The organism is Longitalea luteola, assembly GCF_017356035.1.
Lineage (GTDB): Bacteria > Bacteroidota > Bacteroidia > Chitinophagales > Chitinophagaceae > Niastella > Niastella luteola.
Genome location: NZ_JAFIQX010000004.1, coordinates 344,937 through 366,190, shown reverse-complemented (window position 1 = coordinate 366,190; position 21,254 = coordinate 344,937). Strand labels below are relative to the sequence as shown.

The 21,254-nt window shown below is 45.2% G+C and carries 20 protein-coding genes; 8 read left to right on the top strand and 12 right to left on the bottom strand.

Going from position 1 to position 21,254, the window contains the following annotated elements:
• The gene (locus JUB15_RS12960) at nt 1-474 is read left to right on the top strand and encodes a hypothetical protein (RefSeq protein WP_207512920.1); all 474 of its coding nucleotides are present in this window, start codon (nt 1-3) and stop codon (nt 472-474) included.
• 53 nt (nt 475-527) lie between these two features.
• Here JUB15_RS12960 and JUB15_RS12955 read toward each other — a convergent pair whose 3' ends face one another.
• Nucleotides 528-1,322, bottom strand: coding sequence for an SDR family NAD(P)-dependent oxidoreductase (locus tag JUB15_RS12955; RefSeq protein WP_207512919.1), 795 nt, complete (start codon nt 1,320-1,322; stop codon nt 528-530).
• 103 nt (nt 1,323-1,425) lie between these two features.
• Entirely contained in the window at nt 1,426-2,046 is a 621-nt protein-coding gene (locus JUB15_RS12950) for a hypothetical protein (protein WP_207512918.1), read from the bottom strand.
• A 310-nt stretch (nt 2,047-2,356) separates the two neighbouring features.
• On the opposite strand from JUB15_RS12950, the gene JUB15_RS12945 reads away from it, so the two are divergent.
• A complete protein-coding gene (locus tag JUB15_RS12945) occupies nt 2,357-2,866 on the top strand; it encodes a DUF6438 domain-containing protein (protein ID WP_207512917.1) in 510 nt (169 codons plus the stop codon).
• A gap of 131 nt (nt 2,867-2,997) precedes the next feature.
• On the opposite strand, the gene xth is transcribed toward JUB15_RS12945, so the two are convergent.
• From xth to JUB15_RS12930, 3 genes are all read right to left on the bottom strand, one after another.
• The gene (gene xth / locus JUB15_RS12940) at nt 2,998-3,774 is read right to left on the bottom strand and encodes an exodeoxyribonuclease III (protein WP_207512916.1); all 777 of its coding nucleotides are present in this window, start codon (nt 3,772-3,774) and stop codon (nt 2,998-3,000) included.
• Between the two features lie 90 nt (nt 3,775-3,864).
• Complete coding sequence (locus tag JUB15_RS12935; protein ID WP_207512915.1) at nt 3,865-5,871, bottom strand: ATP-binding protein; 2,007 nt, start codon at nt 5,869-5,871, stop codon at nt 3,865-3,867.
• Complete coding sequence (locus JUB15_RS12930) at nt 5,868-6,608, bottom strand: LytR/AlgR family response regulator transcription factor (protein WP_242696328.1); 741 nt, start codon at nt 6,606-6,608, stop codon at nt 5,868-5,870. Before JUB15_RS12930 ends, JUB15_RS12935 begins: the two co-directional genes overlap by 4 nt.
• Nucleotides 6,609-6,727: 119 nt before the next feature.
• On the opposite strand from JUB15_RS12930, the gene JUB15_RS12925 reads away from it, so the two are divergent.
• Nucleotides 6,728-7,441: a hypothetical protein gene (locus tag JUB15_RS12925; RefSeq protein ID WP_207512914.1), complete on the top strand. Its 714-nt coding sequence runs from the start codon at nt 6,728-6,730 to the stop codon at nt 7,439-7,441.
• A gap of 117 nt (nt 7,442-7,558) precedes the next feature.
• Complete coding sequence (locus JUB15_RS12920; protein WP_207512913.1) at nt 7,559-7,948, top strand: DUF1801 domain-containing protein; 390 nt, start codon at nt 7,559-7,561, stop codon at nt 7,946-7,948.
• A gap of 100 nt (nt 7,949-8,048) precedes the next feature.
• Here the strand turns inward: JUB15_RS12920 and JUB15_RS12915 are convergent, their stop codons facing one another.
• Nucleotides 8,049-9,329 (bottom strand): TCR/Tet family MFS transporter, encoded by a 1,281-nt coding sequence (locus JUB15_RS12915; protein WP_207512912.1) that lies wholly within the window; start codon nt 9,327-9,329, stop codon nt 8,049-8,051.
• A 154-nt stretch (nt 9,330-9,483) separates the two neighbouring features.
• Here JUB15_RS12915 and JUB15_RS12910 point away from each other — a divergent pair, with 154 nt between their 5' ends.
• Nucleotides 9,484-11,907, top strand: coding sequence for a mechanosensitive ion channel family protein (locus JUB15_RS12910; RefSeq protein ID WP_207512911.1), 2,424 nt, complete (start codon nt 9,484-9,486; stop codon nt 11,905-11,907).
• Nucleotides 11,908-11,967: 60 nt separating this feature from the next.
• Here the strand turns inward: JUB15_RS12910 and JUB15_RS12905 are convergent, their stop codons facing one another.
• Entirely contained in the window at nt 11,968-12,321 is a 354-nt protein-coding gene (locus JUB15_RS12905) for a DUF5713 family protein (protein ID WP_207512910.1), read from the bottom strand.
• Nucleotides 12,322-12,389: 68 nt separating this feature from the next.
• Nucleotides 12,390-14,051, bottom strand: a complete 1,662-nt coding sequence (locus tag JUB15_RS12900; RefSeq protein WP_207512909.1) for a tetratricopeptide repeat protein — start codon at nt 14,049-14,051, stop codon at nt 12,390-12,392.
• A gap of 250 nt (nt 14,052-14,301) precedes the next feature.
• On the opposite strand from JUB15_RS12900, the gene yiaA reads away from it, so the two are divergent.
• Together yiaA and JUB15_RS12890 are read left to right on the top strand one after the other, a co-directional pair.
• A complete protein-coding gene (gene yiaA / locus JUB15_RS12895) occupies nt 14,302-14,712 on the top strand; it encodes an inner membrane protein YiaA (protein WP_207512908.1) in 411 nt (136 codons plus the stop codon).
• Between the two features lie 158 nt (nt 14,713-14,870).
• Nucleotides 14,871-15,941 carry a DUF2652 domain-containing protein gene (locus JUB15_RS12890; protein WP_207512907.1) on the top strand — a complete coding sequence of 357 codons (1,071 nt, stop codon included), beginning with the start codon at nt 14,871-14,873 and terminating at the stop codon, nt 15,939-15,941.
• 157 nt (nt 15,942-16,098) lie between these two features.
• On the opposite strand, the gene JUB15_RS12885 is transcribed toward JUB15_RS12890, so the two are convergent.
• The 4 genes from JUB15_RS12885 to JUB15_RS12870 all read right to left on the bottom strand — a co-directional run bounded on the left by JUB15_RS12885 (nt 16,099) and on the right by JUB15_RS12870 (nt 20,409).
• Nucleotides 16,099-17,136: a sensor histidine kinase gene (locus tag JUB15_RS12885; RefSeq protein WP_207512906.1), complete on the bottom strand. Its 1,038-nt coding sequence runs from the start codon at nt 17,134-17,136 to the stop codon at nt 16,099-16,101.
• A gap of 14 nt (nt 17,137-17,150) precedes the next feature.
• Entirely contained in the window at nt 17,151-17,540 is a 390-nt protein-coding gene (locus JUB15_RS12880) for a response regulator (protein ID WP_207512905.1), read from the bottom strand.
• 365 nt (nt 17,541-17,905) lie between these two features.
• The gene (locus JUB15_RS28770) at nt 17,906-18,535 is read right to left on the bottom strand and encodes a response regulator (protein ID WP_207512904.1); all 630 of its coding nucleotides are present in this window, start codon (nt 18,533-18,535) and stop codon (nt 17,906-17,908) included.
• A complete protein-coding gene (locus tag JUB15_RS12870; protein ID WP_207512903.1) occupies nt 18,532-20,409 on the bottom strand; it encodes a PAS domain-containing sensor histidine kinase in 1,878 nt (625 codons plus the stop codon). Before JUB15_RS12870 ends, JUB15_RS28770 begins: the two co-directional genes overlap by 4 nt.
• A gap of 419 nt (nt 20,410-20,828) precedes the next feature.
• On the opposite strand from JUB15_RS12870, the gene JUB15_RS12865 reads away from it, so the two are divergent.
• Nucleotides 20,829-21,194 (top strand): winged helix-turn-helix domain-containing protein, encoded by a 366-nt coding sequence (locus JUB15_RS12865; RefSeq protein ID WP_242696327.1) that lies wholly within the window; start codon nt 20,829-20,831, stop codon nt 21,192-21,194.
• Nucleotides 21,195-21,254: the final 60 nt, after the last annotated feature.

Sequence of the window (21,254 nt, the reverse complement as noted above, 5' to 3'; positions counted from 1 at the left end):
ATGAATTTGATTAAGTATAATATTGAATCTGAAAATCCATACATCTATATCGATAACATTGAACTGCCTGCTTTCATGAATATTTTAGGTAGTGAAAAAGAAATTGTTTTATCGGAACTGTTTGGATATACCGGTGATAGATATTTTTCAAAAAATGATTTTCCACCAAAAATGACAACTGATGCATTCCTCAGATCAATTGAATCATTAAAAATTTCAAATATCAAAGACCTTGTTTTCCAATCAGAAGGTTACAAGATTGTTGTTGATGATTGTAACACATATCATATCAATGCGGATTCTTCATTGATATTAAATGTGCTTAAGGAGATTTGTAAAAAGATTTTATTGACAGAGGAGTTTTATAAACATATCAGGTCATTTGAAGATCTATACCTGTTATTCGATAATGGGCGGTTAGTGGAAACTTTTGAAACCTTTGACCAGTACTTAGAATCTGAATATAGTGACTAGCAAGCGTGTTAAGGAGGTCGCCACGACCTCCTTTTTTATTTATGTGCATCCATCTACAGTATCGACCTTATCAACCCGCCTTCCACCCGAATAGCAGCGCCATTGGTCGCTGACGCTAGCGGACTTGCCAGGTAAGCTACCATATTGGCTACTTCTTCCGGAGTGGCAAAGCGTTGCAACAGGGATGTAGGTCGGAAGTCCTGGAAGAATTTGGATTCCATTTCATCAAAACTCACGTTCTCCTGTGTTGCCAGGCTATTCACAAAATCTCCAACGCCTCTCGATCTGGTAGGACCCGGTAAAACGCTGTTCACCGTTACATGAGTTCCTTTTGTCAATTCCGCCATACCCCGGGCAATGGCCACCTGGGCCGTTTTCGTCATGCCATAATGGATCATTTCATCGGGAATGAATACCGCTGATTCACTGGAAACAAAAATGATACGGCCCCAATTGCGTTCGAGCATTTTGGGAAACAGAACACGTGACAGTCGAACCCCGCTCATGACGTTCACCTCAAATAAGTGGAACCAGTCCTCGTCCGGGATTTCAGCGAAGGGCTTGGGTTCAAATATGCCTACGTTGTTTACCAGTATGTCAATTTGAGGCAGTCTGGCTATCAGGGCGTCCACCTCTTCCTTTTTACTAAAATCAGCGGCCATGCCGGAAACCTTAGCCTGCGGAAAAGCTTTTTGAAGGGCTGTTACCACTTCCTCAACCTGTTTTTCTTTGCGTCCGTTAATAATGACGGTCGCGTTCTCTTTCAGCAGGGCTTCGGCAACAGCCAGGCCGATGCCGGCGGTTGAACCGCTTATAAATGCCGTTTTGTTATGAAGTTGCAGGTCCATTGATTGCTTTTAAAGTATAATTGATATGAATGAATACAACAGACTGCCTGAAAAATTGTTTAATGAAACTTATTTCAGTTAGCGCCATAACCGTTGGGCGTCTTTACTCACTTTCATAATAATTGTAAACGGTTGCCAGAACTTCCCATCTGTTATTCTGAAATGTGTAAAAATTGAACTCTAATTGTGTATAGTTAGTTCTGTATTTTTTCTGATCTAAAAACAGGGTGATTGTATTATCTCTTAAAAAAATTGGTTTTGAAAAAGTATAAACAATTGAACACATGTTTTTTTCGCTTTCTGATGGTAGCTTTTCAGTAATGTTAAGCGAATTTTGTATTTCAGTGAGCTCGATGCGTTTTGAATTAGGAAATAAATTGGAATCCCATCTGTGGCTTTTGTGCTTTTCCAATTCTGTTAGCAGGTAAGCTTGTTCTTCTTTCGAGAGTTCCAATGGGCTTGTCATTTTGCCGCGATATAAAAAGTGGATCTTGAATGAGGTTTGGTTTTTTATAGTTTGGATGGCAGAATCTATAATATTTTGTTCGATCTCAGCGGTATAATACATCGTGTCGCAGGTAAATCCTTCCAGTTTCCATCTGTAAACCCAGTCTAAGTAGGGGTCTTTCATCAGGCTGAGCGGGGTTTTTGTGTTGTCGGCTATCTGTGCAACCGTTAATGTGGCAACAGACAGCAACAAAATTGTACTTAAATATTTCTTCATGGTGTGTATTTGTTTAACCTGAGTATCAGAGGCTAAAAATAACATCTATCTATTACTTTTAAAAGCTTCCGGTCTCCGCAGTGTCGCAATCGGTTTGCAGCGCATCGTTGTAGATTATATATCCACATAGTTGCAATTTAGCCGGAAGCGAACCAATTTTTCGTTTTTGCCACGGACTATTCTTTGAAAAAAGATACCGCAATGCAACGGTAATAATGATTTAATGATCCTAATTGCTGGTTATTAAAAAATGCCGTATAATCGAGGAATTTTTTATTTGAATATTACTGCTGAAACACAAAAAACTACAATGAAAAAACTTACGTTTTCCGCTTTGTCCGTTGTGCTGGTACTACTTTGTTCCTGCAAATCACCATCTGCCGGCAGCGCAAACCCTGCGGATGATCTTACATTCTCAAAGCTTATTTACCATTTGAGCAAGTGTAATGGAACCTGTCCCAGTATGGACCTGCAGATCGATAATAATAAAAATGTGTATGTTAACCGGGAGTTCTATAGAACAAAAAGTACGATAGACTCAGTCAATAGCGGCCGTTTCAAAGGCACATTGAGCCAGGGTCAGTATAATAAGCTGATAGAAGTACTAAAAAAGAGCAAACTCGACAGCCTCGAATTTACTCCCGTGGGTATAACGGATGTATCAGAAACCACTCTTATTGTTTATTATAATGGTAAAAGGAAATACCTGCATTCCGCCCGTCCTGCTCCTGCTGCAGAAGAGCTGATCAATTTTATAAAGTCTGTCGGCAACGATAGATCTTTGGAAAGAACAACTGAAGTGAAGGAGTTGGAGAACTAAGCGGGTTCTCTACTGGGATAACGCGCAGTCAGGACACCTTTTGATAAGTGATAGCGCTTATTCAAAAGGTGTCTTTCTTTTTACATAGCGATACCTGCCAGTGCGCAGGTCAGTGTTTGTTTTATGCCTCTTTAGGCTGCTTTTATCTCGATCCATACCGGCGCATGATCGCTGGTTTTTTCCCAGCCCCGAACATGATGGTCAACACCTGCTGCCAGCAATCGGCGGTCTGTTTCCGCATTTAATAAAAAATGATCTATGCGAAGTCCTGCATTGCGTTCATAGGCGTTGCGGAAATAATCCCAGAACGTGTAGATGGTATCGTTGGGATAAAGTTTTCTTATCGCGTCCGTCCAGCCCTGGTCGACCAGCTTCTTAAATGCCGCACGGGTTTCCGGACGAAAAAGGGCATCGTTCACCCAACCCTCGGGTTTATACACATCTTTTTCGGTAGGCATCACATTGTAATCGCCGGTTAAGATTACAGGTCTTTTCAATGTTAATAATCCCGCGGCATGCAGGGTTAACCGTTCGAACCACGCCAGTTTGTAATCGAACTTGGGTCCTGGGGCAGGGTTTCCATTCGGTAAATACAGGCAACCGATGGTTATATCATTTACAGTAGCTTCTATATAACGGCTATGTACGTCTTCGGGATCGCCGGGGAGGCCACGCTGGGTTTCAACCGGTTGTCCTGACCTTGATAATATAGCTACGCCATTCCAGCTTTTTTGTCCATGCCAGATGGCGTGATAACCAGCGTCCTTTATGGCTTGTTCAGGAAATTTCTCCTGCGGTGCTTTCAGTTCCTGCAAACAAACGACGTCTGGTGCGCTTTCATTTAACCAGCGAAGTAACACAGGCAACCGGCCATTGATGCCATTCACATTGTAAGTAGCGATTTTCATTGTATTCTTGCATGTACACCGAATATAATGATATATTTGGTAGCCATTTATACTGACAGCGAAAAAAAATATAAGCTTATAGCAATTCTATTACATGGACAACTGAAAAGCCGTGCCCTTGCCCGGTGCCGTGTGTACTGAAATGCTGCAGGCGATGGTTTTGGCCAGGTCTCTCACTAAATGAAGTCCCAACCCGCTTTTTATACCAACGGGTGAAGCGTCGTTGAAAAGAGCTTCCAGTTGTTGGTCTGTTGCGCCTCCGCCGTTGTCTGTTATGGAGAGATATTTATTGCCGTTTTGTTCCCAGGCTTTCCATTCTACGGTCGCATTTGTCGTATTGGCCACGGCTTTAATGGCATTGCCTGTTAAATTGCGCATGATGGTCTTCAGGTAATGTTCATCGGTGCTGATATACATATCCGGTGATTGATCGAAAGTAATGCGCACACTATTTCCATCGGCAAAATGCTTTTCAATGTCGGCAAACAATTCGCTCACTGGCACATTCCTTATTTGTGGTTTGAAGTTCTCCATCTGGCCTTTACACCACAACAGCAAGCCTTCCATGGTTTCCAGCAGGTTTTCTGCGGAAGCTGTGATCTTTTGTGTATATGACGCTGCTGTTTGTTTATCCATGAGGTCAGGTGCTTCCCGTTGCAGGTGTAAGAAGTTGATGAGGTTAGAAACAGGACTGCGCAGGTCATGGCTTAATATGCTGAAGAATTTCGTCTTTATTTTATTGGCTTCATCCAGCTGATTATTGAGCAGTAATAACGTAGTATTTGTCTTCTTCCGGGTACGGCTCTGTACATACAGCAATGCTCCGATAATGAGCAATAAGCAAAGGCCGGTTATCAGGAACCAACCTTGCTTTTTCTGATTATCAAGCGCCAGCTGGTTAATGGCGATCTGTTTGTCCTTTATGGCCAACTCGCGTTGGCCTTCAATGGCGGCGATATTGTTTTTGTTTTCCTGCGAGTAAATAGAATCGTACAGGTCGTGATAGGTCCTGAAATTGGCGTAAGCTTCTTTATACCTGCCCTGTTCAAATTGAGTTTCTGCCAATACGCCGGTAAAATACGCCCGGTTTTCCACGTCGCCTGTTTGTTCGCCCAATGCGATCGATCTGCGAAGATAAACTTCCGCTTTTTGCAATAAAGCCTGTTTACTGTCGGGGATGAGGGCATCCCGTTGAACGATATGTAAGGTGTCATACCGGGCAATATCTAAATAAGCTGTCCCGAGATTTCCAATATTTGTAATGGCGATAGGATAGGCGGGGCTAAGCGTGTCCCAGATAGCATGCGCTTTAAGTTCATAGCTTATGGCTTTCCGGTAGTCTGTTGCACTGGCTACACCCAGCTGCGAGTATATAGTAGCGATGTTCAATAAGTTGCCTGCGTCCTCATATATTTTCAGGGCTTTTAAATAAAACGCTTCAGCTTTTGCGTATTCTTTCTGCTGATTATAAATATTGCCTATAACTTCCAACGCTGTTGCAATGCCCAGTTCATCCTGCAGGGCTTCGTATAGTTGAAGGCTTTTATGGCCATAATCGAGGGCTTTGGCAAAATGGCTTTGCCCAAAAAATATTTTGGCAATATTTACATAGTTCAATGCAATCAGCGAACTGTCATGAATGGCTTCTGCCAGTTGTAAAGATTGAAAATAAAGATCCGTAGCTTTGGTGTAATCCCTTAGATCAAAGTAAGCGCCGCCGATATTAAGCAGCGCCGATACCATTCCTTTTTTATTATTGATCTCCTTATTAACAGCCAGCGCCTGTTGGTAATGTTCAATGGCCGGTCGATAACTGCCGGTGTTGCTTAATAAATTGCCCAGCGATATATGAAAAGCGGCAATACCTTTTTTCCATTTCATTTTCCGGGCATGTTCCATTCCCATCTCTGCATACCGCATACCCTCCTGTGTATTAACAGGTGTATAGCTTTCACTGATTTTATAAAGCAGTTTCGTTTTGAAAGTGTCTTCCTTTGCCTGGCCCAATTGTAACAGCAGGCTGTCGATGAATGCCTGCTGCTGGGCGTGTGCAGCAAACCCGGTGAGAATAGAAAATATTATGGCAAGCTTTTTCATGATCCCTTGTTCATTTTGAGTTCTTCCAGGCTGTTCCTGTAGCTTCTGCCTACCGGCAGCGTAATGGCCGTATTCAAAGTAACCTGGTTTACCGCGATCTTTTCAATAAAATGTTGCTGAACCGCATAACTCCGGTGAATGCGGATGAAGGTCTTGAATGCAGCCTCTTTTAACAGGTTGCCTAACGTAAAGAGCACACAGTATTTTTTGGTGGTTGTTACCACATGGGTATAATCTTTCAACGCTTCCAGGTATACTATTTCATGTAATTTAATTTTAATCTGATCGTGTCCTTCTTTAATGAAAATAGTATCGCCGCCCACACTGCATTCGAACAGGGCGGCCTTACGTTTAATATCAAAATAATCCTGTAGCCGGTTCATGGTGTGCAAAAACCGGTCAGTCTTCAAGGGTTTTACCAGGAAGTCGAGGGCGGCCAGTTCAAAGCTTTCTACTGCATAATCGGGATACGCTGTTATGAAAATACAGACTGGTGTTTGTAGTAACTGTCTGCGCAGGTCGAGCCCAGTGAGGCCAGGCATATCGATGTCGAGGAATAAGACGTCAACCGGCGTATTTTTTATGCCCACCAGCGCTTCCTCAGCCGAGGCATATACTCCTGCAATTGTTAAAAAAGGATATTTCCGGACAAACGAAAGGGTGGTGAGTCTGTCCACTTCATCATCGTCTACTATAATGCACTTATAGGGAGGCGTGAATGGCATATCGGACTTCAAACATAGCGCTTTTTTCGCATTCTGCCCTGTACACCATTCATTCATCTATTTAAAATGTCATTCGTCGGTTAGCCGTTTTTCCCGGGATAGCGGGATCGTAGGTTTGCGAAAAAAGAATCATGAAAACAAGAAACTTATTGGCAGCAGCGCTGGTTGTGACAGCTTTTGCTTCCTGTGAAAAAGACAAGGATGATCAACCAAAGAACGATGTAAAGGTCTTTGAACCTGTTGTAGCCTTTAATACCAATCCCGGGAGTAATTATGTGGAAGTAGGCAACCAGTATAACGTACAAAAAGGATGTTACCTGGATCTCATCGGCGGCAGGGCCAGAAATCTTGATAGCGCCAAACGTCATCCCTACAGCATCGATCTGATCTTCCTGGCGCCTAATGATGGCCAGAATGCTTATTACCTGATGACGCCTGCTTATTCGAGAAGTGGGGCAGGAGCCAATGCTATGTGGGGGTCAAACAGTACCGAGAATCCGGTAAAATCCTGGTCAGGCGTAAACGAGAGTGAAATAGCTGCTACTGATCTTACTGCAACGGATTTTTATAATGTTTCAACGAACAGCCAGTTGAGTGCTGCGGTGCAGGGGGCCGATGATTTCAGCGGCAACTATGTATCCGCCGGCGGCGTAAAGCTGACAGGACAGGTGTTTGCCGTTAAACTGAATATGGATAACCGCGCCCTGCAGGCGCTGATCTTAATTGTTGATCACCTGGGCACCAGCGGCACTACCGGATACCTGAAAATAATTGTGAAAGTAACTGGTATCGACACCAATAACGATGGTAAACCTGATAACAACGGCTATCGCAGCAGGCTGTAACCCCTTTTCGTTTATTAAACGGGCCCTGCTGTTGCCGGGCCCGTTTGGAATTATGGTATAGTGTGGTATGATCTTCTTCAGTAAATTTGACTTGTTTCCATCTAAAAACAAAATGTTATGCATCCGGATATTCAAAAATACAACAATGCGCAGGCGCCAGAAGAGAAAGCGATCTGTGAGTTGCTGGCAAAAGAAATAGATACTGCTTTGCCGGATGCTGAAAGCAAGATCTGGCATGCACATCCCGTGTGGTTCCTGGATGGTAATCCTATCGCTGGCTATAGCAAATTAAAGGGTTGTATTCGCCTGTTGTTCTGGAGCGGTCAGTCGTTTGATGAAGAGGGTCTGCAAAAGGAGGGTACTTTCAAAGCTGCGGAAGCGCGTTATACTGCTGTGAGCCAGGTCAAAAAAAGCGAGTTGAAACGCTGGCTGAAGAAATCCCGTGACATTCAATGGGATTATAAAAATATCGTAAAAAGAAAAGGTGTGTTGGAAAGACTGAAATAAATGTGATAATTCATATCTTTTAGAACAGGATAACAGCAATATACAAAAAAACAAGCGTCCCGGGTTGCCAGGACGCCATTATACAAATATTCATATCTCTTTAATGCATCGGGGTCTCGCTCATGGTTCCTGCGCCCGCGATTGCTTTTGAAAGTTCCGGTTGCTCTTTCTTTTCACGGCTCAATAATTTCCAGATAATGATTATGCTGAGCAACATACACACCGCCCCGATCAGGAAGTGTATCCCGGGGAAATGAAATGGTGCTTTGTCTGACGTGAAATAAGCAAACGTATTATTCATGATCAATGGACCGAAAATGGTCGTCAGGCTCATCAGGCTGGTGAGCGCGCCCTGCAACTCACCCTGCTGGTTGGGCGCTACATGCACGGAGATCACTGACTGTAATGAAGGTCCGCAAATGCCACCCAAACAATAAGGAACCAGGAAAGCAAACATCATCCATCCCTCAGTAGCAAAGGCAAACAACACCAGTCCGAGGGTATACAATCCCAGGCCTATGTAGATACTTTTTTCATTACCCAGCTTAGGCACCACCACTCTGGTCAATCCACCCTGTACGGCACCTACCAGTACGCCTACAACGGCCAGGGATATACCCACCATTTTTTCACTCCAGTGAAACTGGTATATAGTGAAGAAGTTCCAATTGCCCTGCACTGCCTGCGCGCCGAGATAGATGAGGAAAAAGCTGATGGCCAGTCCACCGATCTCTTTGTGTGCAGTTAGAAATTTTAAGGAACCAAATGGGTTGGCGCGTTTCCATTCAAAAGGCCGGCGGTTCTCTTTGCTTAATGATTCGGGCAAAAGGAATAGTCCGTACAAACAGTTGAGCAGGCACAGGGCAGCGGCTGCATAAAAAGGCGCTCGTATGCCCCAGGTAGCCAGCAGGGCGCCGAGGGCCGGACCCAGCACAAAACCTAACCCGAACGCAGCACCGATCAGTCCAAAGTTTTTAGCCCTGGTCGTTTCATCGGGACTTATATCTGCAATATAGGCGGTGGCTGTTGTAAAGCTGGCGCCTGTAATACCGGCTATTACACGGCCTAAGAACAACCAGCCATAGGTAGGTGCCAATGCCAGGATAATGTAATCGATGCCGAAACCCAACAGGGAAAACAATAACACGGGCCGGCGGCCGTACCGGTCACTCAGGTTTCCGACAACCGGTGCAAATAAAAATTGTGCAACAGCAAAAACAGATAATAAAAAAGCGCCATAAGTGCTGGCCTCATTTACCGGTATTCCTTTTAGCTGCGCAATCAGATCGGCCATTACAGGAATGATCAATCCCCATCCCATTACATCTATCAGTAATGTGATAAAAATAAAACCCATTGCTGACTTCATCGGTTTCTGCATAAATATCGTATTGATTTTTCGGCGGTAAACTTAAGGCGATATGCTTAATTATCAAGGCGGTAAATGCGACATTTTTAAGGTCATTTGCGACAAATTAAGCTCATATTAGAATTGAATTAGTTTTTATAGCTTAGCGCCCCAAATACCAGTATTCATGAAGTACCTCAAAGGCCTCCTGATCGTCCTCACAATAAGTGTAGCATTTGCATTCCCGACATGGGCGCAGGATGCTACCCGCAAACAACATCAATCGCAGCATAATACAGACTCAACGCGTAAGCAACGTGATACTGCCCGATGGAGAAGAAGCAACCAGCTGTCCTCGTTATTTTCCGATTCCGCCAAATTAACGACCAGCGATTACCAGCTGCAGATAGAAAAGACCTACCTCATTTTGAATAATGTAGGAAATAAGAGCGAACTGGGATTGCCGGTAAAACTAATAAGAGAAAACCTGGAGCACACCGACTCGCTGCTGGCTGTGCTGAAAGACAACGTGCTTAACAACAGCGCGGCGCTTAACCTGCGCAATTTGCAGGTTTTTGAAACCCTTTTGCAGAATATTCAGGCAGCCTGCCGGGAAGACCGCAAAGTGCTGGATAGTACCGAAAATAAATTGGTTGCTCTTCGCAACAGTATGAAAACCCTGGTAGGGGATACGCTGATGCGGCAGATCTGGCGCGATTCGGTATTACGCAAACAGTTCTCGCCCCAGTTAAAAGGAATGCGCGATCTGTTTAGCGGCTCTACCTCCAAATTGCGGGAAAGCCTGGCTAAAGTGAACCACTTACAAACGCAGGTATCTTCCAATGCGGTAACAGCTACTCAATTGCTGGATAAAGTAAGGGGCCTGCTAACGACCTCTGCCAGCCGCATATTCGGCAAGGAATCTAATTACCTGTGGGAAAAAGATACCACCAGTTTGTCGGCCAGCGCCCGCCAATCGCTCGGGAAAGCGTATGATGGTGAAAAAAAGGCGCTGCATTATTATTTCAAGGACAGTGGCTACAAACGGTTGTTCCTGCTGCTCATCGGTGTGTTGTTCTTCACCTGGATCTTTCGCAATATCAAAACCCTGAAGCGGTTGAACGCGCTGGAACGCATCAACAACCTTGAGTTTGACTACCTGCCGCAAAACTATATCGTTGCTGCTTTCATTATGATGTTTGCGGTAGCGCCCTTATTCGATCTGCATGCGCCTTCTGCCTATATTGAGTCCATGCAGTTCCTGATGCTTGTTATTCTCACTATCATCTGCTGGAAGAAGTGGCCGCGCCGGCTGTTCGTATACTGGATAGCGATGGTCATCTTATATATTTGCTTTTCTTTTACGCATCATATGGCCGATCCCGGTTTCTGGCAGCGCAACGGCCTGATCTTACTGAATATACTGTCGGTGGTTTTTGGCATGCTGTTCCTTTCTCAAATGCAACACAACCTGCCTGTGCGCCGGTTCCTTCGTTTTGTGATCATCCTGCATAATGTTATGAATGTGGTGAGTGTGTTGTGCAATATCTTCGGCCGCGTTTCTTTGGCCCAGATTCTGGGCAGCTCGGCCATCTTTGCGTTTACCCAGGCCATTGGCCTGGCCGTGTTCAGCAAAATATGCATGGAAGCCATTTTGCTGCAGATCGTTGCCAGCCGCCTGCATCGCAATGTACAGGGCCGGTTGAATTACCAACCGGTACTGGCAGGTTTCCGCCGGCCGATCCTTTTCCTGGTAGTCATTCTGTGGCTGATCGTATTTGCGACAAACCTGAATATCTATACTTCAGCCTTGACCTTTTTGGGCGAATTCCTTACTCACCCGCGTAATATTGGTAATGCCAGTTTTACGCTCGGCGGTGTGCTGTTGTTTTTCTTTATTATCTGGATCGCTCACCTGCTGCAGAAATATGTGGGCTACTTTTTTGGCGATACGGGTAGTACAGAAGACGATGAAATACATAACAAGGGACAGCGCTCGCGTTTGCTGATCGCGCGGCTTATTCTTTTGTGCGTTGGCTACCTGCTGGCCGTTGCCGCTTCCGGTGTTCCGGTTGATAAAATTACCATTGTGCTGGGCGCTCTTGGTGTTGGTATCGGTTTAGGCTTGCAGAATATTGTCAATAATTTTGTATCGGGTATCATCCTTATCTTCGACCGGCCGCTGCAAATAGGAGATTTGGTGGAAATTGGCGATAAAAGTGGCAAAGTGCGGGAGATAGGACTGCGTTCGAGCACCCTGCTCACCGGCGATGGGGCCGAAGTGATCATACCCAACGGCGATGTGCTGTCGCAGCAGATCGTTAACTGGACCCTGAGCAATAACCAGCAGCGGGTGCAGTTAGACCTGGCCGTTACCGGGAATAATGATATGGAAGTGGTATCAACGCTTGTTAAAAATGCTATTCTTTCTTCGGGTTATGTTTATGAAGGCCGTGAACCTTCCATTTTGTTCACCAAGGTGAACGACGACGGCTTCGAGCTGAAAGCCTATTTCTGGTGCAGCGATGTGAATAAGTCCGATTCGGCCAAAAGCGCCATTTTATTGTTGTTATTCCAAAAATTAAAGGCGGAAGGCATTCAAATGGTATAAAATAAAAAATGCTGTTCTGGAGCGCCAGGACAGCATTTTTTTACAAACACCCGGGTTATGTTACCAGTTGCTGGTAGCCATTAATTCTCGGGGATCGGCATCTTTATAGCCATAAGCGGTTGCAATAAAATAAAGGTCTTCGCCAATGATATCCCTGGCAACTGTTTCTATTTCGCTGTCATTGTCATAAAATTCATCCTGCAGGTCGTTGAATTTGTCTGCAGCGGCGTGGGTTAAAACATATAATTCATCGAGGTCCTGCGGCTGCGTTTTTTCGATGTCGAAGCAAAGGTCGATTAAAATAGATTTTCCTTTATCAACCACGTCATTTGGGTAATAGACGGTTTCATACAGGTCATTAAGAAAGATATACGCTTTGATCTTTTCGTTCTTCAGATCAGCTTGTTTTTTCATCGTTGTCGGTAATTATTTGCTATGGAAACTTTCAAAACGTACATTAACGGATGAACGCCGGATTTATTTTATTCCGCCTTCGCTATTGATCTGTTATCGTATTTTGTTACTTTCTGCAGCTGTCTGGCGTAATAATCAGCCAGCTCCTTGTTGCCGCATAAACGGGCCGAGCGGGCAGCTCCCTGGAGCCCGTTGTAGCGGTTCGGATGTTTTTCCAGATCTGCCTGGTAGGCCGCTAATGCTTTTTCAGGTTGTTTCAATGCCAGGTACAGATCGGCCAGTAATTCGCGCGCAGGTAATACCTCGCCGGGCGTTACCGGATGTTTTTCGGTTTTGTCTTCCATATCTGCGGCCTCGTGCATCTTTTCCAGGGCAGCTGCGGAATTGCCTTCTTTCCATAAGATCCAGCCTTCCGAGGCTTTGATCTGGATATCTACCTGGTTGGCATAATAGGTCTTTTGTTTGGCCAGTAAGTCGTTTCGCAGCTTGTTCAGGATGGCGAGTTCGTTCTTGGCGCTGTCTGGCTGGTCGAGGTGCACAAAGCCCAGCAGGCGGGCGAAATGAATAATGCCGCGCTGCCAGAGAAATTGTTGCATGGGAAATCCGGCCGGGGTGGTAGTCAGTGTTGTAGCTTCTTTCCACAACCTGTTTTCCAGCACATACCGCACCGGAATAGCGGCAAATGTATAGGCGCCTTTCAAATTAGGCGGTGATGCTTCTTTAAATGTATTCAGCAGATCCCATTGTTCTTTGGCTTTTTTCAGGTCCTTCTTTTGCAAATAGGCATATACGACATAATCCATGGCATGCAGCTCTTCATCCCAGATACCTTTGATGCCCGCGCTTTCTGCATAACAGCGGGCTGCCGTGATGGATGCCAGGTTCGACTGGATGCTTTCATCCCACATGCCCAGGCGCGTAAAGATATGTGAAGGCATATGCTGTGCATGCGCCGATGAAGGTGCTACCGATGCATATTTCTGTGCTGCCGGTAACGCCAGTTGCGCCAACTCCGGATAATCGTAGGTGTGAATGATATAATGCACAACGCCGGGATGATAGGGGGCGTTGGGATAAATGCTGTTGAGGATTTGTCCGGCCTTCTTTTGCCGGGTGTACATTTTATCGGCCGGGTCAGCGGCTGCATCCAGCGCCAGGGCATAAAAGATCGCGGCTTCTTTATCGTTGGCATATTTCTCCGATAATTTTTTCATTGCTTCTTCATACTGCAGGCACCGGGTGCGGTGATCGAGCTTTTCCCAGTTTTTATAATAGGCAGATAAGGCATTGATATAATCCGATTCACGGTTAGTTTTAGCTGTTATGGAGCGCGCAATTTCCAACGCTTTATTACCTTTTATCAATTCCGGCGCTTCGGGCGGCGTCCATAAGGGATGGAAATTACACATGGCTACACCCCAATACGCCATGGCGCAATGCGGATCGCGGTGAATGATCTGTGCAAAAACTTTTTCGGCTTCATCGTATTCAAAGGAATGTAACAGGGCGATGCCAAAATTGAATTGCCTCGAAGTGCTGTCGTCGCCCGATATGATAAACGATACTTTGCCTACGCCTTTATCTTCGGGACCGCATAACACAACATTCCCTGTTTTCAGATTAATGTCGCTGATCTCTTTCGCCAGCATGGGCTTTTGTCTTTCTCTGCACGATAACAGCAGGGTGACAACAAAGAGCATAGCAGTTGCCAAATGTTGAAAGTTGTTCATGGTTGTTACCGGTTGAATGGCTTACAAAAATGCAGGTGTGCGGATAGGCGTTATCAATGGGGACAATATAAAGGCCATTCTTAAAGGTAACTATATTAATTGGTATAATTACCAGCCTATTTGGGTGGACGATGGGTTCCGGTATTTTTGACTGGGACTGGCACATTTAGGAGAATTTATGGGTTTGGATTCTACCTTTATTTTGGTATTTTTACCCGTTCGGTTTCTTAGTTAACCTTAAAAACAACCCATGAACCAAAAACCCTCAAACGCCTTTATTGCGGCGTCGTGGATTGCCCTTGGCGCCGGTATGGCCGGATTTTTAATCGGCTTGTGGCGCGCTGAAATGCAACTGAATGAAAAGGGCTATTATTTTACGGTTTTAATGTTCGGTCTTTTTTCCGTTATCTCTGTTCAAAAAAGTGTTCGTGACAAACTGGAAGGTATTCCTGTTACCGAGATCTATTATGGTTTAAGCTGGTTCTGCACCATTCTGGCCGTAGTATTACTGGTAGTGGGTTTATGGAATGCTGCTATTTTACCCAGCGAAAAAGGATACTATGCGTTCTCTTTTTTACTGGCTCTGTTTGGCGCTATTGCTGTTCAAAAGAATACGCGCGATGCGAAAACTGTAACCAAAAGCGTTTCAAAGGATCAATAACTTAAAAAATTTTGAGATTTCGGGATTTCCGATTTCGGGATTTATCGGCAATTTTGAACTCGCGCAAATCTCGAAACCTGCCTGCCGGCAGGCAGGTCTCAAAATCTCAAAATCAGAAATCTCCAGACCGCGGTTCTTCGTAACTTTAAAAGAAAAAAATGGACAACCGCGGTCTTCTTTTTATTCCTGATATCAGCGGTTTCACCCGTTTTGTTTCTGAATCGGAAATTGAACACAGCCGCTTCATCATTCAGGAATTGCTTGAGGTGCTGATCAATGCCAACCATCTCGGTTTGCAGATCTCCGAAATTGAAGGCGACGCTATCCTGTTTTACAAATTTGGCGATCCGCCGGCATTACCCGAGTTATATCAGCAGGTAGAGGATATGTTCTGCGCTTTTCACCGGCGATTGATCGCTTACGACCGCCGCCGCTATTGCCAGTGTGCTGCCTGCGCTGCAGCCATACAGCTTACACTTAAAGTTATTACGCATTACGGTGAATTTACCGGGTACCAGGTACAGCAGTTCAATAAACTGATCGGTAAAGACGTGATCGTTGCGCACCAACTATTAAAGAACGATATAGCACAACATGAATACTGGCTGGTAACGAATAACCTGATACAGGATCCACCTGAAGGTATCAGGCAATGGATGAACTGGCGTATGAGTAATAAGGAAACGGAGGCTGGCGTAATTCCATATCGCTATACGTTGTTAAGTAAGTTGAAAGAAGAGCTGCCGCCGGAACCGCTTGAGCCGGTAAATGAGCGGGAGATCGTAAAGATGCTGTCGATGTCGCAGGAATATAAAAAAGATATCATTACGATGTTCCATGCTACAGGCGATTTCAATTACCGCAGCCATTGGCAGGAGGGGGTTAAAAAGGTAGTAAATGTTGAACATCCTTTACCCCGCATTGGTATGCGTTGCCGCTGTATCACCGACTCTGGTGAAAGCGTTGTTTACAGCAGCAGTTTTTATTACCAGCCGGACAAGATCAGGTTTAGTGAAACGGAGGAGAACACCCATAACGTAACTTATTTTACGTTGGACAGAATAGATGATAACACGACGCGTGTTACCCTGGATATCTACCGGAAGAAAAATTTTATTAACCGTTACCTGCCTGCATTTGCCGGTAAAACCAAACTCAAACGCAGCTTGCAGCAATCCATGAAGAACCTCGAGAAGCTGGCAGCGGAAATCGTATTACCATGTCCGTAAAATAACAAAAGCTCCTGATCGTATATCAGAAGCTTTTGTAAGATCAATGCTCAATTACTTCACATATTAAGTACAGGGCATTTGCACCTGAGCCGAATGTGCTGCATTTTCCGCCTTTGGCGGATCCAGCATTTCGCATTTGAGCGTGTATGGGTTTTCATAAAGGAATCGTAACGTGCAGCCGGCAGCCTTTACCAGGCGCGGTAGTGATCTCGCAACGGCCGTGCAGGTGCCTGGCGCGTTCCCTGATATTGATCAGGCCGATACCATCTACCTGGTGGCCCGGGTCGAAACCGATGCCATCGTCGTCAATGATCAGCTCCACATGCCTGTCATCGGTTTCGAGGGTCATGACCACGGTTTTTGCTCTGCTGTGCTCTATGATATTCCTGAATTGTTCCTGCAGAATACGGTAAATGTTGATTTTCTTATGGTCGGAAATGAGCTCTTCCTTAAACTGATGGATCCCAAAAACGATGTTTATTTTGTGGATCGATCTGATGTCTTCAATGAAAGCTCTTACACTTTCAAGCAGGGTATCTTTTTGCAATTTTTGTAACACCATTCCGCGCGATAACTTCTTGATCTCGTCTATTGCGTCTTTTAGCAGCTGAATAGTAACATCCTTTGCTTTTTGATTATCTGCCTTATACACCTGGATGAGGTCAAGGTGCAGTTTGGCAGAGGCGAGCAGTTGGTTCACATTATCATGTAGTTCCTGTCCGATTACCAACCGTTCGTGGTCGAGCATTTTTATCAAAATGCCTGAAAGGGCGGATTGCTGGTCTTGTTGGCCTGCAGCGCCGGGTGCCAGGATCGTGGCGCTTTCGGCGGTCACTGCGTTCTCATTACTAAGGCCGGCACACAGGATGTAGCCGTTGTCTTCTTTGCCCGAGATCAGTTGAAAGAATGACCATTTAAAGATCAACTGTCGGTTGGGGCCGGCATAGGTGTACAAATTAACAGGGAAGGATTGCAGGGCAGGGTCGTTATTTGCTAACAGGGTATCGAAGATTTCCCGGTCGGTTTCTGACAGCAGGGATTGAAATTTCTCCAGCTGCCGGGTAGTTCCGGGACCAAAAACCGCGTTCATGGCCGTGTTCATAGATACTATACGGCCTTCCTGGTCAATGATTGCATAGTACACCGATTCATGCCCCCTGAGGGGAGCATCCAGTGACCATCCGTCACTCATGTTCATAGCTAGTTTTACTTTTGTTTTAGAAGGCTTTCCAGGGCCTTATCTGTTATGCCTGTAATGGAGTCAAACCCCATAGACTTCTCTACATAGTAATCAGCTCCAAGGCGCATGCATGTTTCCAAATATTCACCAGGGTCGTTATTGGTAAGCATGACGATCGTCACATGCCTGTTCATTTCCCTGATCTTTACCAGCAGGTCAATTCCGCTCCTGTCTGGCAGGTTGATATCAAGGAAAATTACGTGTGGTGTTTTTAGGGCGAACATCGTTAGTGCATCTTCATAGCTACCGGCGATCGCTATAGAGACATTATCGTAACGTTCAGAAAGCAGTTGTTCGATGCGATGAATGAATAAGGCCGAATCATCAATTAAGAGGATACAGAGTGTTTCGTTCATTCATGCTTTTTTGTTTGGAGTGCAAAGTTGCATCAACAACCAATGTTGAGCAATAGGGTCAAATGTTGTTTTTTTGTCGGGATGACAATTACTTGTTGTCGTCGTTTGCACTACAAACAAAGTCAGCAGTAAGGAGGAAGTGCAGCGGTTCGGAGAGTGTTACAGGTTGCAGGTTAACACGTTTCAGGGAAAAACAAATACAGTTACCGGCTACCGGTTGCCGGTCACCGGCCAGGGAGCTGGAGGGCGATTCCTGGTAGAGTGATTGAAATTCAGGTCCTGGTAACTGGCGCCCGGTAACTGGTAACCGGAACCCTGCAACCCGGATCCTTAACGAGCATTGTATTTTCGTGATTTTCCAACAGTCAAATGAGCTTATTCTCAATAGCGTACACCGTCAGTTCAGCGTTATTCTGCATATTCATTTTTTCCAGTATCCTCGACCGGTAGGTGCTGATGGTATTTACGCTGAGGGAAAGGGAAGCGGCTATTTCCGACACTGTTTTGCCCGAGGCTATGCGCTTGAGCACGTCAAATTCGCGCTCTGATAATTTCTCATGCGGTAACTGGTTGGGATCATCGCCAAAGGCGGCGGCTAATTTCTCGGCGCCCTCGGCACTCACGTATTTCTTTCCCTGCAGCAATTGCCGCACGGCTTTTATAAGCTCATCGGGATGGCTTTCTTTATTCAAATAGCCGGAGGCGCCGGCTTTCAGCGCGCGTACCACATATTGATCTTCAGGATGAACACTCAGGATCAATACCGGGGTGGCAGGTAATAATTTTTTCAGCTGCCGCAATGTTTCCAGTATGTTGCGGCCGGGCATGGATATATCTGAAATGATGAGATCCCATTTTTGTACCACGGCTTCTTTAAGAAGGGCGGAGGAATCGGTCACTTCGCTTACTTCCGCTCCGGGAAATTCCTCGCGTAATAAAGTACTAAGGCCTTTCCGGATAAGGCTGTGATCATCGGCTATTAAAAATTTAGTCACAGTTGGTTTATTTCCTGGTTAGTGATTAGTATAGGGATGGATATTTGAATATAGGTTCCCTGTTCAGGGCTGCTTTCAAGATGGAATTCCCCGTCGATCATCAGCGTTCTTTCCTGCATGCCCTTCAGGCCGAGTGTTTTTTTATTGTTCACATCATCGTTCATGCGAAAGCCGCTGCCGTTATCGCGGATCTCCAGTATGTACCTGTCATTGTCCTGCGACAGCACGGCGTCAACCTGGGTGGCGCCGGCATGGCGGGCAATATTGGTGAGGGCTTCCTGGTATATGCGGAATAAGGCATTTGACTGGGTGACCGTAAAATGGGGTTCGTTCAGGAGGCTTTCAAAAATGCAGCGGATACCAAAATTCTTTTCAAACTCCCGGCTTTGCCATTCCAGCGCACTTACCAGTCCCAGGTTATCGAGTATACTGGGTCTCAACTGGGTGGCTATCTTACGTACCGATCGCATCGTTTCTGCCAGTAACTGATCAGCCTGTTTCATCTTGTCTATCAATTCCTTTTCTTCGGGGTTTATCTTTTTGGTCATTTGTAACAGGTCGAGCTTTAACAGCGTTAATTGCTGACCGAGTTCATCATGTATTTCACGCGAAATATGTTTTCGTTCTTCTTCTCTTATGTTTTCGAGGTAAGTGGATAATTCTCTTAGTTGGCGGTGTGATTGTTTGAGTTCCTGTTCGGCTTTTACTTTGCCGGTAATATCACTGGCCACTATGTATATATTCTTATGTCCTGTGGAAACAAAGAACTCCACGTTCTTTTTCGATCCATCCTTGCAGGTTACTTCATAATGGTTAACCAATGCTGTTCCGGTTTTCTGTTGGCCGCGTTTTGCCGATTCACGTACGGCCCTGATCTCATTCCGGTAATTGGCGTCAGGATACGCTTTTAGCAGCCAGTACTTCCGGTTAGGTATATCTTCGCGCGTATAACCAAACGTATCTATAAACGCCTGGTTCAGGAACCGGGTTTCTCCCTTATCACTAAATACACAAATGGGAATAGGTAATTGTTCGGAAATATTCCTGAAATTCCGGGCGTTCTCCCGTAAGGCCCTTAAAATGGCATTGCGTTCCGTAACATCGTTAAATGTTATATAACAAAGATTTTCATCTGTTGTAAGCGATAATTCCAGATCCTTGATCGTGCCGTCTTTGCAATAAACTGTTACATCAATAGGCCCGCTTTCCGCCTTTTCACCACTATGCACTTTAAATAATTCGGTTTGCCATTCTTTTTGCAACTGCAGAAAATACTCCTCGTCGCGAAAGGCCAGCTGCCGCCAGTGATCAATATCAGGAAGATCTTCAATAGTATAGCCGAACCATTCCGTAAACTTGGGATTGATAAATTCGAATCGCTTCGGTTCATGTATTTCGTATGCAGCAATGGGCATTGTGATCTTTTCAATGATGCGTTTGAACTTCTCCTCTGCTGCTTCGCGCACCCATTGTTCCGCCTGTTTTCTTTCAATGAATTCGGTGTCTGCTGTCGCCGGCAGGCCGGTGGTGGCAGACTGAGGTTCGGCCGGTTTATGTATTACCAGCACGAAGGGCTGTTTGCGTATATGCCATAGAGAGCACTCATAGCTGGCAGCAGGCAGTTTTTTGGAATGGAACTCAAGCCGGAGGGTAGTTTCGGGTAGTTTATTCTTTTTCGAAATGGCTTGTTTCAGAACTGTTTTGGACGCAGGAGTGAGGAAGGACTGGATCTTTTTGCCTATACACCGTTTACCGGCCATGCCATGTAAGCTGGCTTGCCGGGGCCAGATGCCATTTATAACGCCAGATTTTTTTTCCACTGATACCAAAATGACATCGCCTGAACGGTTGTTCGCATGCATACTCTTTTCCATTAAGCGGAAATTGATTTAAGTATGTATTAAGGGTTCGGTTTATAAGTTACAGTAATTCCTTATAAAAATACTTGTAAAAGGGTTATTTTTTAACGAATACCTTTTTACCTGTAGTCTTAAAAAACACTAAAAGGGCGGGTGCTCTTAAGAAGACGCATCCCTTTAACAAAAAAATTATCCTGAATACACTTTCTTGCTTCCGTTCAGGTCATAGCCCTATACATTCGGGACGCTCTCTGGCCATAGCAATAAAGCGTCGGCGATCGTAAAACTACGCATGTGCGTAGCCGGGGATGAAATACTGCAAGCGACCGTATCTTTTTATAATTGATATATGATCGTTTTACTGCCTGTTAACACATGGACAAGTGGCGCCCCGCTTGTTTTGGCGGTCTTTTTGAATTATTTATTATTGCATCATGAAAAAACAAATGCGCGACATGCTAAAGAAAGGTGATTTCAGGGTAAATGGAAGTATTTGGGTGGAAGGCAACGGAACCCGCTTTTTTGGTCCTGGCCCGGTTGAACTGTTGCAGCTGATCGAAGAAACGGGATCCATTAACCAGGCAGCGCGCAAAATCGGCATGTCGTATAAAAAAGCATGGGAGATCGTCAGCCGGCTGAATGAGACCATGGGCAGTGCCATGGTAGTTACTGCCACTGGCGGCGAAAAGGGGGGAGGCTCCACTATTTCGGCAGAAGCCAAACAAATGATAGCCTGGTATCAGTCGCTGCGCGAAAAGTTCAGGAAGTTTATGGAGCAGGAGACGGAGAAGATTCAATAGGCAATTGACATTAGGCAATTGGCAAACCTCCTCAATGTTCAGAATCTACAATTGTCCGGT